Source organism: Microbacterium oxydans (assembly GCF_000956525.1).
Classification (GTDB): Bacteria; Actinomycetota; Actinomycetes; order Actinomycetales; family Microbacteriaceae; genus Microbacterium; species Microbacterium oxydans_A.
The window spans coordinates 1-14,152 of record NZ_JYIW01000015.1 but is presented as its reverse complement, the minus strand read 5'-3'; the positions used below and the strand labels follow the sequence as shown (position 1 = coordinate 14,152).

Below are 14,152 nucleotides of genomic sequence, written 5' to 3'. Positions count from 1 at the left end.
CCCCAGAGCGCACCCCAGCCGTCGGCGAATCGAGTCGTCTCGACAGCATCGGGTCTGAGCCATGTATAGCGACAAGTTGCCGCTTTCGAAAGCGGCAACCGCATCCGAGAACTGCAACCGCATCCTGCAACCCCGCCGCTACAGTGGCGACGGAGGCGAAATGAAGACCTGGTGGCCCTACGCACGCATCGCGGCATCCATCCTCGCACTTGCGGCGATCATCGCCCAGCTGTCGAGATCGATGCAGAATGCGCTTCAGTCGACCACCGAGTGGGGAACCCACCTCCCGACGGTGGCGGCGAACTTCTTCAGCTTCTTCACGATCGAGTCGAACCTCCTCGCAGCAGTCGTGCTCGCCATCGGCGCGGTCTGGGCGATCCGGCACCGCCGCACGACCGACGCGGAGCCGCACTGGCTCGCTGTGCTCCTGGTGTGCGTGAGCACGTACATGATCATCACCGGCATCGTCTACAACACGCTGCTGCGCAACGTCCAGCTGCCGCAGGGCGTGACCGTGCCGTGGTCGAACGAGGTGCTGCACGTCGTCATCCCGCTGTTCCTGCTCGCCGATGTGCTGTTCGCACCGCGTCGCAGGGCACTCGGATGGAACAGCATCTTCATCACCGCGATCTTCCCGATCGTGTGGGCCGTCTACACGCTCGTCCGCGCGAACCTGATCATCGCGCCGGCCACCGGCGATCCGTGGTGGTACCCGTACCCCTTCCTCGACCCGCACCTCGTCCCCGGCGGGTATCTCGGCGTCTCCGGGTACATCGTCGGCATCGCGATCGCAGTGATCGGCGTCGCGGCCGGCGTGGTCTGGATCGGGCGCCGCCGCGGCATCCGCACGCCCTGACGCGACCAGCCTGGCCGACCTCGGAGCCGATGCGGTTACGCTGTTTCCCGGGGGCTGGACGTCACGTGTGCCTCCGCAACATCGAGGGAGCCACCAGATGACCGAGCCGTATGCGCCGGACCAGCAGTCCTCGCAGGCCCCGCCACCTCCGCCCGCACCGCCGGCACCGCAGCAGGCCGCACCCCCGGCGACTCCGGCGCCTGCGAACGGTACGCCGAGCTCGGCAGAGATGGCCAGAGCCGGCGAGGTGCTGTCGATCGTCTCCGACGCGTACTCCGCCAAGATGGTCGGCCAGGAGCGCCTGCGCACGAGCCTGCTGGTGGCGCTCATCGCCGGCGGCCACATCCTGCTCGAGAGCGTGCCCGGCCTTGCGAAGACCACGGCGGCGAGCACCCTCGCCGACACCGTGAAAGCGCAGTTCAAGCGCATCCAGTGCACGCCCGACCTGCTGCCGAGCGACATCACCGGCAACCAGATCTACGACGCGGCGACCGGATCGTTCCGCACCGTGCTCGGACCGGTGCACGCCAACTTCGTGCTGCTCGACGAGATCAACCGCTCGAGCGCGAAGACCCAGAGCGCCATGCTCGAGGCGATGCAGGAGCACCAGACCACGATCGGCGGCGAGGTGCACCACCTGCCGAAGCCGTTCCTCGTGATCGCGACGCAGAACCCGATCGAGCAGGAGGGCACCTACGAGCTCCCCGAGGCGCAGATGGACCGCTTCCTGCTCAAGGAGATCGTGGAGTATCCGAGCCCGGCTGAGGAGTTCGAGATCCTCGGACGCATCGACTCCGGCGTGCTCGACCCCGACCGCCATGTGACCAGCGCGATCACGCTCGACGACGTCCGCCTGCTGCAGGACGTCGCGAGCCGCATCTACGTCGACCCGGCGATCCGCAACTACATCGTGTCGATCGCCTACGTCACCAGGAACCCTGCCCCGTACATCGGCGAGGACCGTGCCCGGTTCATCAAGTACGGCGCGAGCCCCCGTGCGAGCATCGCGTTCCTGCAGGCGTCTCGTGCGCTCGCGCTGCTGAAGGGCCGCGCGCACGTCCTGCCGGAGGACATCCGCGAACTGCGGCACCTCGTGCTGCGCCACCGCGTGCTGCTGACGTTCGAAGCCGATGCAGAGGGCGTGCGCAGCGAGGAGATCATCGACCAGATCTTCGCCTCCGTGCCGACCCCCTGACCCCGACCCTCCGACACGCTCAGGGACCCATGGCCAGTCTGATCGCGCAGGTGAAGAGCAAGCTCTTCATCCATTCGTCGCGCACCTCGATGCATGCGCTCGACGGCGCCTATGCCTCGCTGCTGCACGGGCGCAGTCTGGACTTCGAGGACCTGCGCAAGTACGAGTACGGCGATCAGGTGCGCGACATCGACTGGCGGGCGACCGCGCGGCTCGGCACTCCCCTGGTCAAGCGGCACAGGGCGACCCGCATGCACACCATCCTCTTCGTGGTCGACACGGGCAGGTCGATGGCCGCGCTGGCCGCCGACGAGCAGTCGAAGAAGGATCTGGCGATCCTCGCGACGGGCGCGCTGGGCGTGCTCACCCTGCGCCACGGCGACGATTTCACGGCGGTGTACGGAGACGCCGCGCGCGTGCGACGTCTCGCTCCCGGCCGCAGCGAGGGCGCGCTCGAGCACGCCCTGCGCACGATCGATCGGGCGATCGACGACAGCACGGCCCCGAGCGACCGCGACGCGCTGCTGTCGTACGTGACCCGCACGATCTCGCGACGCATGATCGTCGTGATCGTCACCGACGAAACGCCGATCACCGACGAGACCGAGCGGATGCTCCGGCGCCTGCGCGTGCAGCACGATGTGCTCTGGCTCACGGTTCGCGATGCCGAGCCGGTGCTCGACCACGCGACCGGCCGCGGCCGCCGAGACGTCGACAGCAGCTGGCAGGTGCCGGACTTCGTGCAGGGCGACCTCGGCATCGTGCAGGAGCTCGCTGCGCAGACCGACGCGGATGCCGCGCGCCTCGCCGAGACGCTGCAGCGGATGGAGATCAGTCACGCCGTGCTGGACGGTCAGGCTGATGCGGTGGCGCAGCTGCTGCAGCTGTTGAACCGGAGGTCGAATGCCCGGTTCTGACGAGCTGTATCCCCCTGCCCAGTACGGCTGGGGATGGATGCTGCTGGCCATCGGCATCCTGATCCTGTTGATCACTGCCGCCTGGCTGGTCATCATGCTGACCCGACAGCGACGCAACCTGGTCGTCGCCGATGCCACGCAGCAGCCGGTGCTCACCGCCGACGTGCTCTCGCAGCTGCGCACGGAGTACTTCGAGCGCATCCAGCAGATCGAGACGGACTACCGCGAACGCCGGCTGTCGCCGCGCAACGCCAATCTCGAGCTCAGCCGAGTCGTCCGCACCTTCGTGAACGAGTACAGCGGCCTCGAGGCCCCGGTGCTCACGCTCGAAGACCTGAAGGCCCGCGGCGTGCACCCCGCGCTGATCGATGCCATGGGTCGCCACTACTACCCGAGCATCTTCCGCCAGGGACCCCCGGTCGACCCGGTCGCCGGTGCCGAAGCGGCGCGGACGGTGGTGCGCACATGGCACTAGCGAACCTCTGGGTCCTGCTCGCCGTCGTCGGCGTGGCCGTCGTCGCGATCACCCTCGGGCTCATCCTCGGACTGCGCCGGGGCGGTCGCGCCGACGCGACCGACGCCGTCCGCATCGCCCGCGCCGAACGGCTGCGAGCGCTCCCCTCGTTCCGCGAGGCGCTCGTCCGGCGCACCGTCGCCCTGACCGGCATCCTCGCGATCGGGGTGATCACCGTCATCGCCGCCGGGGTCGTCGCCGCACGCCCGATGTCGTCGCAGACGATCCAGCCCGTGAACACCAGCCGCGACATCATGCTCTGCCTCGACGTGTCGGGCTCGATGACCGAGGTCGACGTCGAGGTGCTGTCGGTGTTCGAGGAGCTGCTGGAGGGCTTCGAGGGGGAGCGCATCGGGTTGACGATCTTCAACAGCTCGCCCGTGCAGATCTTCCCGCTGACCGATGACTACGAGTTCATCCGCGGACACCTCGAGACCATGATGCAGAGCTTCGACTACGTCGACGAGATCCCGGAGCACTGGGTGGGAACCCTCAACGGCAACGGCGCATCGCTGATCGGCGACGGACTCGCCGCCTGCACGATGGGCTTCGACCGTCCGGACGACCAGCGCTCGCGTTCGGTGATCTTCGCGACGGACAACGAGATCAACGGCGCCTCGATCGTCACGCTCGAGGAGGCAGCCGCCTACGCCGCCTCGAAGGACGTGCGGGTGTTCGCGCTGAACCCCGTGCAGGGCAAGGATGCCGACGTCAGCGCCGAGCTGACCGCTGCCGCTGAGGCGACCGGCGGTGCGGCGTTCGGACTCCGCGACACGACGACCGTCGCCGACATCGTGGAACAGGTGCAGGAGCAGGAGGCGACGGAGCTGCGCGGCGAGGCGCAGATCGTCTGGACCGACACCCCCAACCTCTGGATCGTCGTGCTGATGGCAGGGCTCCTCGCGTTCATCGTGGTGTTGTGGAGGGTGAGACTGTGATCGTCCAGCCCGTCCTGCATCCGCTGCTGCTCCTGCTGCTCTTCGCACCCGTGATCGCACTGATCATCTGGATCATCGTGCGCCCAGCGCCCGCTGGGTCCCTGAAGCAGTCTCCCCCTGGGTCCCCGACCCAGTCTCCCCCTGGGTCCCCGACCCAGTCTCCCCCTGGGCCCCTGAAGCAGTCTCCCCCTGGGTCCCTGAAGCAGTCTCCCCCTGGGTCCCTGAGCCTGTCGAAGGGCCACGCGCACCGCACCCTCTGGTCGCTGCGGCTCGTGATGGTGCTCGCCTGTCTGGTGATGCTGCTGCGCCCCGGCATCCCTGGAGGCGCGACGCAGACCCTCGCGACCGACACCGACATCCTGCTGGTCGTCGACACCACGTCGAGCATCGTGGCCGAGGACTGGGCCGACGGACAGCCTCGCCTCGACGGCGTGCGTGAAGACGTGGCGGCGCTGGTCACGGAGTATCCCGGTGCCAGGTTCGCGCTGGTCACCTTCGACGCGGCCGCCCAGCTGCGGATGCCGTTGACCACCGACACCACGGCGCTGGTCGGGTCGCTCGGGGTGCTGCGCCCCGAGGTCACGAGTCGATCGCGAGGCAGCTCGATCGGCATCGCGGCGCCGCTGGTCGCCGAGACGCTGCAGGCGGCGGCCGAATCGTCGCCGGATCGCTCGCGCATGGTGTTCTACTTCGGTGATGGCGAGCAGACCGCCGCCACGACTCCCGAGCCCTTCAGCGAGAGCGCGAAGTACACGGATTCGGGCGCGGTGTTCGGCTACGGCACAGCCGAGGGCGGACCCATGCGCATCACGACCGGCGGACTCGGACCCGACGACTCCGGCTACATCGAATACCAGGGCGCAGACGCGCTCTCGACCATCGACGAGGCGAACCTGAAGACCGTGGCCGAGCAGCTCGGCGTCGAGTACCAGCACCGCACGGCCGACACCCCGCCGACGCTGCCGGAGGCGCCGTCGACCACCACCAGCTACGCCGAATCCGGTGAGGTCGGCAACGTGATCGAGCTGTACTGGATCGCAGCGCTCCTGATCGTCGCGCTGCTCGGCTTCGAGCTGACGAGAGCGACCATGCTGATCGCCCGACTGCGTGGGCTTCGCGCTCCGCGCCCGACGCCCCAGCCGACTCGGAAGATGTCGGTCGCTGCGCCTGTCGAAGCGCCCCAGCCGACTCGGAAGTGGGTCGCTGAGCCTGTCGAAGCGTCCCAGCCGGACGGAGGTGCGCGATGACGACCACCCAGCCCAACCCCGCAGCCGCGCTGCTCGCCGCGAACCGCCGGCGCCGGAGCATCCGCCGGTGGATCGCGATCGGCACGCTGCCGCTCACGCTCGCCGCCCTGCTGTTCGTCGGCAAGATCCTCAGCATGTACGCCTTCGCCCACCAGGCGATCACCTCGTACGTCGTCGACGACTACGCGGGGTCGGAGGCCTCTGCCCGCGGCCAGGAGTTCCTCAACTGGTTCGAGCCGTACAAGGCGCCGTTCAACGTCGGCACGGCGCTGGCCGGAGCCGAGCAGCTGCCGGAGGCCAGGGCACAGCTCGAGCGGGCGCTCACGCTCGCCACCGGTCTCGAGGTCTGCGGCGTACGCATCAACCTCGCCCTCGTGATCGAACGCCAAGGCGATGCCGCGAGAGCTGACGGCGACGGTGCCCGTGCCGAGACGTTCTACGGCGAAGCGCTCACGATCACGCTCGAGACCCCTGACGAGTGCCGGAGCGACGAGGCACAGCAGCAGTCCTCCGACCCGCAGCGCGACATGGGCGACACCCTCGACGACACGGAGCAGCGCCTCACCGAGAAGCAGCAGGACCAGCCACCGCCGCCGGAGGAGCAGCCGCAGGAGCAGAAGCCGCAGCCCTCAGACGACAAGCTGCAGGACCTGCAGGACAAGCTCGACCAGGGCACGCAGGAACGGGATCAGCAGCAGGATGGCGACGATCCTGGGAGCTCCGGGACGGACAAGCCATGGTGATGGATCACGAGAAGCAGCGGGCGCGCTACGTCGCCGGCACCGAGGGCGCACCGCCCGTGCCCCCGCCTGGCGGGTACCGCGGCGCGCGTCGAGCGGATGCACCGTCATCGTGGGTGCCGCCGGTGCCCGTCGTCGCGACGCTCGACGCCGAGGAGCAGCGGTCGGCGAACGCGATCGGGTGGATCGCACTCGTCAGCAGCATCCTGTTCGTGGTGATCCTGTTCGGCACCCTGATCGGCGGAGCCACCGACGCGCTCTACGGCGTCACGATGCTGACGCTGCAGCTGCTCGTGGTCGGCGTGATCGTCGCCGCTCTGATCTCCGCACGAGGACGCCGGCTGGGCGCGGTCGCGCTGATCGTGACGATCCTGTTCAACGTCGCGACCGTCGGCGGCATGAGCGCGCTGCAGACCTCGGCATCCGGCAACTACGAGGGTGCGAAGTCCGACGAGCAGAAGCACGCAGAGGCGTACCCGGGCATCAAGGGCACGAACCCGCAGGATGTGTTGAGCCAGCAGTCGCTGGAAGCCGTGCGGGCGGATGCCGACAGCCTGTTCACCGACATCCGCGAACGGCTGACCGACGAGTTCGGCTACACCTGGGTGCAGGTGGGCGACGAGGACCTCCGTCCTGAACGCAACGGCTACGGCGGCGAGTCGATGCTGTACGAGTACACCTCGGTCGGCTGGGCCACCAACGAGCCGATCCAGGACTACGACCGCAAGCTCGAGGTCATGCAGGTGATCGACGAGGTCATGGTCGATCACGGGCTCTGGAACCTCTCCAGCTTCAACGAGCCGGCCACGTCGGGCATCGACCCGACCATGATCGCGAAGCTGTACGGCAGCGACGATCCGCGCACGCAGCACACCTGGGAGTACTACACCGAGAACTACCCTGACCCGTTGCGGTTCTACGCGAACATCTACGACCTCGCGAATGATCCGAGCGGCGACTTCCGCGCGAACCGCGAGGCGCAGAACGCGCGCACCGGCGAGCCCCTGGAAGGGCTGCAGCTGTCAGTGCTCGGCAGCGCCGTGCTGAGCGAGGCCGATCGCGCCGAGTTCGAGCAGAAGCTGCAGGACTACCCCGGGTTCTGAGTGCCCGCGTGCGTCGCTGCGCTGCCCCGCTGGTTCGCTGAGCCGCCCCGCTGGGTCGCTGAGCTGCCCACTGGGTCGCTGAGCTTGTCGAAGCGTCGGGCCCTTCGACACGCTCAGGGACCCAAAGGCCCCACCTGGGTCGCTGCGCCATCCCGCTGGGTCGCTGAGCCCGTCGAAGCGTCGGCCCTTCGACAAGCTCAGGGACCCAAAGGCCCCACCTGGGTCGCTGCGCCGCCCCGCTGGTTCGCTGAGCCTGTCGAAGCGTCGGCCCTTCGACAAGCTCAGGGACCCAAAGGCCCCACCTGGGTCGCTGCGCCGCCCCGCTGGTTCGCTGAGCCTGTCGAAGCGTCGGGCCCTTCGACACGCTCAGGGACCCAACCGCCTCAGCCGGCGAGGCGGAGCAGCATCCGCGCCACGACGAACCGCGCCTGACCCCGCGGGGTGCGCGGGTCGTAGCCGAGCTGCTCGATCAAGGCCGTCAGCCGATCCTGCACGCTGGAGTGATGCCGACCGAGTCGAACGGCCGCCGCGCGCACGCTCTGCTCGTCGACGACCGCGTCGAGCAGCTCACGGCTGCGGTCGTCGAGGGCGGCGAGCGCGGCGGCATCCGGATGCAGTGCTCGTGTCTCGGCGGCCTCGGCGATGAGCAGCACGGCGCCGAGATCATCGGCACCGACCACCGGCTCCGCAGCCGTCGTCAACCGGACCGCGATGAGCGCGGCAGCCCACGAGTCGGGGAGGCGCGCGGCATCCTGAGCCGTCCCGATTCCCACGCGCAGATCGCCGGCATCAGACCAGACGTGCGCATCGCCGGTGCCTGCCGGGATGATCGTCGCACGGGTCAGGCCGTGTCTGGTCGCGACCACGGCCGACGGATGCTGCGGCAGCGGCGCCGGGTCCGGTGGGGAGGCGACGACCCGGAGCGCACCGGCCGGCAGCCGGAGTCTCTGGAGCGCCGCCGCCCGTTCCTCGGCACTCGTGAACGTGCTGATCGCGACCTCGACGGCGCTCTCCGCATCGCCCGCACGTCGTGCCCGCAGGATGCCGAGCGCGAGCGTCAGTCGCTCGAGGATCATCGCGTCGTTCGTGTGCGGGTCGCCGTCGCGCTCGATCCAGGCGACGGCATCGGGTCCGCTCTCGCGCAGCATCCAGCGTCCGCCCGGATCGACGGGCTCCACCCGGACCCCGTCGGCCCTGACCCGGATGATCCGACGCGGATCCCGTTGTCCGACGGTCGCTCCACTGAGCACGGCGGCACCGCGGAGCATGCTCTCGACCCCGACCGAGCGCGCGACCAGCGTGTCGAAGTAGGCGACGACCTTGAGCGTCTCGCTCGCGTCCGGATCGAGGGCGGTGAGCCGCCCCAGCAGATCTTGCATGTCGGGCTCCATCGCACGGGGATTCCACCCTACGGGGTCGACCGACGACCCCGGAGGGTGGAGCGGATCAGCCGAGCAGGCGGTTGACCCAGTCGTCGCGCGCCGCGACCATGGCCTGCGCGACCGCGGAGTGCGGGGCGAAGCCGTCGAAACCGTGGAACCCGCCGGCCCACACGTGGAGCTCGGCCTGGACCCCGACCTCCCAGAGCTTCGTGGCGTAGGCGACGTCCTCGTCGCGGAACACCTCGGCGCTGCCGCAGTCGATGAACGCCGGCGGCAAGCCGGAGAGATCGGTCGCCCGCGCCGGCGCGGCGTAGATGGAGACATCATCGGTGCCGACCCGATCGCCGAGCAGCGCGGTCCAGCCGGTGACGTTGGAGCCACGGTCCCACACGCCGATGCCGTCGACCTGCTTCGTGGACACGGTCTCGTCGCGGTCGTCGAGCATCGGGTAGATGAGCAGCTGACCGATCAACGCCGGCCCCTTGCGGTCACGGGCGAGCAGGGCCGTGCCGGCCGCGAGGCCGCCGCCGGCGCTGCCACCGCCGATCAGGATGCGGTTCGTCTCGATGCCGAGCTCCTGCGCGTGCTCGGCCGTCCAGACGAGACCCGCGTAGCAGTCCTCGACGGGATACGGGTCGGGGAACTCCGGCGCCAGGCGGTATTCGACCGTGACGATGACGCCGTTGAACCGCTCAGCCCAGTCGAGGAAGCCCGCGACGCCGAGCCAGCGGTTGCCGAGGATCATGCCGCCGCCGTGCGTGTGGAAGAAGCCCGGTCCTGTGCCGGTTCGGCCCGCCTTCTCCACCACCGAGACGACGATGTCGTCACCGTCGTGGCCGGCGATCGTCACGTCGCGACGGGTGAAGCCGCGTTCGTCGAGCAGTGCGAAGACCTCCTCGGTGCCGGTCACCGGAGACTGTCGCAGCATGGGGATCATCTCGGGCGTGAGCGTCGACGGCATCTGATCCCCGATGAGGGCGAGGGCGGCTTCCAGTTCCGGATCGAACGGCGGGCAGGTCAGGGTCGTGTCAGTCATCAGAACTCCTTTGTTCTCGCCGTCCGCGTGGCGGCGTCCCGCCAGCATCCTGCACGTCAGGGTCGAGCGTAACCCGCCGCCCGGTGCCGTTCCGCCGCGGTTCGTCCGCCGGTTGGCGGGCTCCGGTCCGTCCGGTCGCAGTTCGTGTGGCCGTGCGCCGTTCCGGTCGCAGTTCGCGCCGCCCCGGCGCGGGTCAGGCGGCATCAAGTGCGACCGGAACGCCGGATGCCGGGACGCCGGATGCCGGGACGCCGGATGCCGGATGCGATCAGGAGGCGAGCGACAGACCGGCGGCGAGCGCGAAGCCGAGGACCGTGGCGAGGCCCGTGGATTCCTTGGCCTTGGACTGCGCCTCGGGAATCATCGAGTCGACGAGCATCACCAGCAGGGCACCTGCGGCGAAGCCGCTCGCCGCAGCGCGGAAGTCGTCGCCGGTCGCGCTGGCGAGCAGGAAGCCGGCGATCGTCGCGAGCGCGCAGACCACGGCGACCCCGGCCCACAGGAGCAGCACGCGTGATTTCGCCATGCCGCCGTCCAGCAGGTCGGATGCCGAGCCGATCGACTCCGGGAGGTTCGAGACGAGGATCGCGATCACCAGTGCGACGCTGACCGGCTCGCCGGAGGCCAGGCCGATGCCGAGCACCAGCTGCTCGGGGATGCCGTCGAGCAGCGCGCCGACCGCGAGCTGTCCGCCACCGGCCTGCGACTTCTTCTTCGAGGCGCGGGCGTCGAGGATCCGCGCGGCGATGTAGTAGCTGAGCGCGCCAGCCGCGACCCCGCCGACGAGCGGGATGGGACCCGCGAGGTCGAGCCCTTCCTCCCACAGCTCGAAGGCGATCGACGCCATGAGCGCACCGGCGCCGAAGCCGAGCACGATGCCGAGCCAGCGCGGCGGCCACTTCCGAAGGAGCGCGAGCACCGCGCCGACGAACAGGGGAGCCGCGGCCACCGTCCCCCACAGCACTGCGTCGCCCATGCGCACCTCCGTCTCGCGACCACTCTCCCACTCCGCGCGCGAGAACCCGATGGCCGACCCGCCCCTTTCTGTGCGAGCGCCCCCCCTTTTTGTGCGTCGCCAACGGGCCGGGTCGCAGCCAAGGGGGCCGCTCGGCACCGATGCGCGGCTGCCCGAGAGCGCGTCCGTCATGCAGCACAGGGCGACACGCCGCCCGCGGATAGACTGGGAAGCATGTCCAAGGTCCTCCAGTCCCTTCCCGTCGGCGAGCGCGTCGGCATCGCCTTCTCCGGAGGACTCGACACCTCCGTAGCCGTCGCGTGGATGCGCGAGAAGGGCGCAGTGCCCTTCACGTACACCGGCGACCTCGGCCAGTACGACGAAGACGACATCGCGTCGATCCCCGGCCGCGCGCTCGAGTACGGCGCCGAGGCATCGCGCCTGGTCGACTGCAAGACCGCCCTGGTCGAAGAGGGCCTGGTCGCCCTCTCCTGCGGCGCCTTCCACATCCGCTCCGGTGGCAAGACCTACTTCAACACCACCCCCCTCGGCCGCGCGGTCACCGGCACGATGCTGGTGCGCGCCATGAAGGAGGACGGCGTCGACATCTGGGGCGACGGCTCCACCTACAAGGGCAACGACATCGAGCGGTTCTACCGCTACGGCCTGCTCGCCAACCCGCGTCTGCGCGTGTACAAGCCGTGGCTCGACGCCGACTTCGTCACCGAGCTCGGCGGTCGCAAGGAGATGAGCGACTGGCTCGTCGCCCGCGACTTCCCGTACCGTGACTCCGCCGAGAAGGCGTACTCGACCGACGCGAACATCTGGGGCGCGACGCACGAGGCGAAGACGCTCGAGCACCTCGACGTCTCGCTCGAGACCGTCGACCCGATCATGGGTGTGAAGTTCTGGGATCCCTCCGTCGCGATCGAGGCCGAAGACGTCACGGTGACCTTCGAGGCCGGCCGCCCCGTCGCCATCAACGGCGTCGAGTACTCCGACCCGGTCGCGCTCGTCATGGAGGCGAACACGATCGGCGGACGCCACGGCCTCGGCATGAGCGACCAGATCGAGAACCGCATCATCGAGGCGAAGTCCCGCGGCATCTACGAGGCACCTGCCATGGCGCTGCTGTTCATCGCGTACGAGCGCCTGGTCAACGGCATCCTGAATGAAGACACCCTCGCGACCTACCACGAGCAGGGCCGCCGTCTCGGTCGCCTCATGTACGAGGGACGCTGGCTCGAGCCGCAGTCGCTCATGCTGCGCGAGTCGATCCAGCGCTGGGTCGGCCTGACGATCTCGGGCACGGTCACCGTCCGCCTGCGCCGCGGCGACGACTGGACGATCCTCGACACCGTCTCCCCGAACCTCTCGTACGGACCCGAGAAGCTGTCGATGGAGCGCGTCGGCGACGCCGCCTTCGGCCCGGTCGACCGCATCGGCCAGCTCACCATGCGCAACCTCGACATCGCGGACTCGCGCTCGCGCCTCGAGCAGTACGCGGGCCTCGGGCTCATCGGGGGCGCCACGGGCGAGCTCGTCGGCCGCGTGACCGCCGGCGAGTCCGGTGAGATCACCGGCGCTGTCGAAGACGTCGACGAGACGCTGGCGGATGCAGTCGACACCGCCTCCGAGCGGGCTGCGTTCGACTCCGGCACGGACTGACTCCTCGACGGGCTCAGCGACCACTGAGGAGGGGCGGATGCTGCGGCATCCGCCCCTTCTCTCGTTCCTGGCCCCCGCCCACGTGCACAATTCAGCAAGATCGAGCCTGTTCGGCCCGGAATGCGCCTCGGATCCCCAAGAACGCTCGTTCTTTGCTGAATTGTGAACGGACACCGATCGGATGCTGTGAGTCATCCGATTTATCTTGCACACCGGTGTGCATGATCGTACGATAGAGGCATGACTTCCCGTGCCCCCCGCCGCGATGCCGTCGAGAACCGGATCGGCATCCTGACTGCGGCCCGCTCCGCCCTCGCGATCGACCCGCACGCCTCGATCGACACGATCGCCCGCAGCGCCGGGCTCTCGCGACGCACCCTCTACGGACACTTCGGCGACCGCGAGGCGCTGATCCGCGAACTCATCGCCCATGGGGCGCGGCGCTTCAACGCGATCGCCGCATCGGTGGCCGACCCTGATGCCCGGATCGCGCTCGCCCGGCTCGCCGCTCGCCTGTGGCAGGAGACCGCGCACGTGCAGGTCACCGCCGCCCTCGCGCTCGACGAATCGCACGTGGACCACACCGCTGAGGCGCTCGCTCCGTTGCGGGGCACGGTCGCCGATCTCACCCGACGCGGACAGGACGAGGGCGTCTTCCGCACCGACATCGCCGCACCCACGCTCGCGCGATTGATCGAGGAGATGGCACGCGTCGTCGTGTCGCGCACCGATGCATCACTGCCGGATGCCGCGAAGGTCGCCGTCAGCGCGGTGCTCTCGGTCGCCGGGCTCTCCTGGCGAGAGGCCGAGGAGCTGCTGCGCACGCATCCCGAGATCCTGTCCCCCGAGACCATGGCGGCGCACGCATGAGGATCACCCTGCATGAGGTGAGCAAGGGACGCGGCGGCCAGGCGCTCCCCACGACGAGCCTCGAGTTCCACACCGGGGCCGTGCGATTCGCGATCGCGGAGACCGAGCAGCGACCGACCGTGCTCGGCCTGATCGCGAGTGGGCGGATGCGGCCGGAGACCGGCCAGGTGACCATCGACGGCGTCCCGAAGACCAAGGAGATCCGCCGGCGCGTCGCGCTGGTCGACGCGCCGGACGTCAGCGATCCGCACGCCGACATCACGCTCGCCGGCGTCGTCGGCGAAGAACTCATGTTCGCCGGCGTGGGCGCGACCCCGCTGCACGCACGGCGCTGGCTCACGCAGCTGGGCTTCCACGAGCTGGCCGCAGTGCCCATCGGCAACATCGACCCGGCCGCGCGCGTGCGCATCCTGTGCGAGCTGGCGGTGCTCCGGGAGGGCGTCGATGGCGTCGTGCTCGTCTCGCCCGACCGCCACGGCGGCAGCCCCGACGGCTGGTGGCGCATCGCCGGCGAGTTCGCCGACCGCGGCTACGCCATGCTCGTGATCGTCGGCGGCTCGGCTGCTGTGGCACTGGAGCGGATGCAGGAGCTCGGCGCGATCAACGCCTCCGGCCCGATCGAACCCCTCGCGCTGCCCGACGACGACCTCGACCCCTGGGTTGCTGAGCCCGTCGAAGCACCCGACCCCGACCCCACCCCGTGGGTTGCTGAGCCCGTCGAAGCACCCGAC

The 14,152-nt window shown here is 69.5% G+C and carries 14 protein-coding genes; 11 read left to right on the top strand and 3 right to left on the bottom strand.

Annotated features, from left to right (window positions below; translation table 11 throughout):
* Positions 1 to 160: 160 nt before the first annotated feature.
* The 8 genes from RS83_RS01475 to RS83_RS01440 all read left to right on the top strand — a co-directional run bounded on the left by RS83_RS01475 (position 161) and on the right by RS83_RS01440 (position 7,510).
* Positions 161 to 856 (top strand): Pr6Pr family membrane protein, encoded by a 696-nt coding sequence (locus RS83_RS01475; protein ID WP_045277734.1) that lies wholly within the window; start codon positions 161 to 163, stop codon positions 854 to 856.
* A 97-nt stretch (positions 857 to 953) separates the two neighbouring features.
* Positions 954 to 2,051, top strand: coding sequence for an AAA family ATPase (locus RS83_RS01470; RefSeq protein ID WP_419760963.1), 1,098 nt, complete (start codon positions 954 to 956; stop codon positions 2,049 to 2,051).
* Positions 2,052 to 2,080: 29 nt separating this feature from the next.
* Positions 2,081 to 2,968 carry a DUF58 domain-containing protein gene (locus RS83_RS01465; protein WP_045277733.1) on the top strand — a complete coding sequence of 296 codons (888 nt, stop codon included), beginning with the start codon at positions 2,081 to 2,083 and terminating at the stop codon, positions 2,966 to 2,968.
* A complete protein-coding gene (locus RS83_RS01460; RefSeq protein ID WP_045277732.1) occupies positions 2,955 to 3,443 on the top strand; it encodes a hypothetical protein in 489 nt (162 codons plus the stop codon). The genes RS83_RS01465 and RS83_RS01460 overlap by 14 nt, the downstream gene beginning before the upstream one ends.
* Positions 3,434 to 4,420 (top strand): VWA domain-containing protein, encoded by a 987-nt coding sequence (locus tag RS83_RS01455; protein ID WP_045277731.1) that lies wholly within the window; start codon positions 3,434 to 3,436, stop codon positions 4,418 to 4,420. The genes RS83_RS01460 and RS83_RS01455 overlap by 10 nt, the downstream gene beginning before the upstream one ends.
* Positions 4,417 to 5,667 carry a vWA domain-containing protein gene (locus RS83_RS01450; protein ID WP_231587704.1) on the top strand — a complete coding sequence of 417 codons (1,251 nt, stop codon included), beginning with the start codon at positions 4,417 to 4,419 and terminating at the stop codon, positions 5,665 to 5,667. Before RS83_RS01455 ends, RS83_RS01450 begins: the two co-directional genes overlap by 4 nt.
* A complete protein-coding gene (locus RS83_RS01445; protein ID WP_045277730.1) occupies positions 5,664 to 6,410 on the top strand; it encodes a tetratricopeptide repeat protein in 747 nt (248 codons plus the stop codon). The genes RS83_RS01450 and RS83_RS01445 overlap by 4 nt, the downstream gene beginning before the upstream one ends.
* A complete protein-coding gene (locus RS83_RS01440; RefSeq protein WP_045277729.1) occupies positions 6,404 to 7,510 on the top strand; it encodes a hypothetical protein in 1,107 nt (368 codons plus the stop codon). Before RS83_RS01445 ends, RS83_RS01440 begins: the two co-directional genes overlap by 7 nt.
* A gap of 383 nt (positions 7,511 to 7,893) precedes the next feature.
* Here RS83_RS01440 and RS83_RS01435 read toward each other — a convergent pair whose 3' ends face one another.
* From RS83_RS01435 to RS83_RS01425, 3 genes are all read right to left on the bottom strand, one after another.
* Positions 7,894 to 8,889 (bottom strand): hypothetical protein, encoded by a 996-nt coding sequence (locus RS83_RS01435; RefSeq protein WP_231587703.1) that lies wholly within the window; start codon positions 8,887 to 8,889, stop codon positions 7,894 to 7,896.
* Positions 8,890 to 8,956: 67 nt separating this feature from the next.
* Positions 8,957 to 9,928: an alpha/beta hydrolase gene (locus tag RS83_RS01430; RefSeq protein ID WP_045277727.1), complete on the bottom strand. Its 972-nt coding sequence runs from the start codon at positions 9,926 to 9,928 to the stop codon at positions 8,957 to 8,959.
* Between the two features lie 268 nt (positions 9,929 to 10,196).
* The gene (locus tag RS83_RS01425) at positions 10,197 to 10,904 is read right to left on the bottom strand and encodes a ZIP family metal transporter (RefSeq protein ID WP_045277726.1); all 708 of its coding nucleotides are present in this window, start codon (positions 10,902 to 10,904) and stop codon (positions 10,197 to 10,199) included.
* 213 nt (positions 10,905 to 11,117) lie between these two features.
* Between RS83_RS01425 and argG the strand changes: the two genes are divergently transcribed.
* The 3 genes from argG to RS83_RS01410 form a co-directional block, all read left to right on the top strand.
* Positions 11,118 to 12,551 carry an argininosuccinate synthase gene (argG, locus tag RS83_RS01420; RefSeq protein ID WP_045277725.1) on the top strand — a complete coding sequence of 478 codons (1,434 nt, stop codon included), beginning with the start codon at positions 11,118 to 11,120 and terminating at the stop codon, positions 12,549 to 12,551.
* A 240-nt stretch (positions 12,552 to 12,791) separates the two neighbouring features.
* Positions 12,792 to 13,421, top strand: coding sequence for a TetR/AcrR family transcriptional regulator (locus RS83_RS01415; protein WP_045277724.1), 630 nt, complete (start codon positions 12,792 to 12,794; stop codon positions 13,419 to 13,421).
* A partial coding sequence (locus RS83_RS01410; protein ID WP_197072039.1) for a hypothetical protein occupies positions 13,418 to 14,152 on the top strand: 735 nt, incomplete at its 3' end. The genes RS83_RS01415 and RS83_RS01410, both read left to right, overlap by 4 nt.

What these genes read in the sequence shown, in the direction of transcription:
- RS83_RS01465 (WP_045277733.1), top strand. Translation starts at nt 2,081, where the DNA reads ATGGCCAGTCTGATCGCGCAGGTGAAGAGCAAGCTCTTCATCCATTCG.
- RS83_RS01470 (WP_419760963.1), top strand. Translation starts at nt 954, where the DNA reads ATGACCGAGCCGTATGCGCCGGACCAGCAGTCCTCGCAGGCCCCGCCA.
- RS83_RS01440 (WP_045277729.1), top strand. Translation starts at nt 6,404, where the DNA reads ATGGTGATGGATCACGAGAAGCAGCGGGCGCGCTACGTCGCCGGCACC.
- RS83_RS01460 (WP_045277732.1), top strand. Translation starts at nt 2,955, where the DNA reads ATGCCCGGTTCTGACGAGCTGTATCCCCCTGCCCAGTACGGCTGGGGA.
- RS83_RS01425 (WP_045277726.1), bottom strand. Translation starts at nt 10,904, where the DNA reads ATGGGCGACGCAGTGCTGTGGGGGACGGTGGCCGCGGCTCCCCTGTTC.
- RS83_RS01455 (WP_045277731.1), top strand. Translation starts at nt 3,434, where the DNA reads ATGGCACTAGCGAACCTCTGGGTCCTGCTCGCCGTCGTCGGCGTGGCC.
- RS83_RS01445 (WP_045277730.1), top strand. Translation starts at nt 5,664, where the DNA reads ATGACGACCACCCAGCCCAACCCCGCAGCCGCGCTGCTCGCCGCGAAC.
- RS83_RS01415 (WP_045277724.1), top strand. Translation starts at nt 12,792, where the DNA reads ATGACTTCCCGTGCCCCCCGCCGCGATGCCGTCGAGAACCGGATCGGC.
- RS83_RS01430 (WP_045277727.1), bottom strand. Translation starts at nt 9,928, where the DNA reads ATGACTGACACGACCCTGACCTGCCCGCCGTTCGATCCGGAACTGGAA.
- RS83_RS01435 (WP_231587703.1), bottom strand. Translation starts at nt 8,889, where the DNA reads ATGCAAGATCTGCTGGGGCGGCTCACCGCCCTCGATCCGGACGCGAGC.
- RS83_RS01475 (WP_045277734.1), top strand. Translation starts at nt 161, where the DNA reads ATGAAGACCTGGTGGCCCTACGCACGCATCGCGGCATCCATCCTCGCA.
- argG (WP_045277725.1), top strand. Translation starts at nt 11,118, where the DNA reads ATGTCCAAGGTCCTCCAGTCCCTTCCCGTCGGCGAGCGCGTCGGCATC.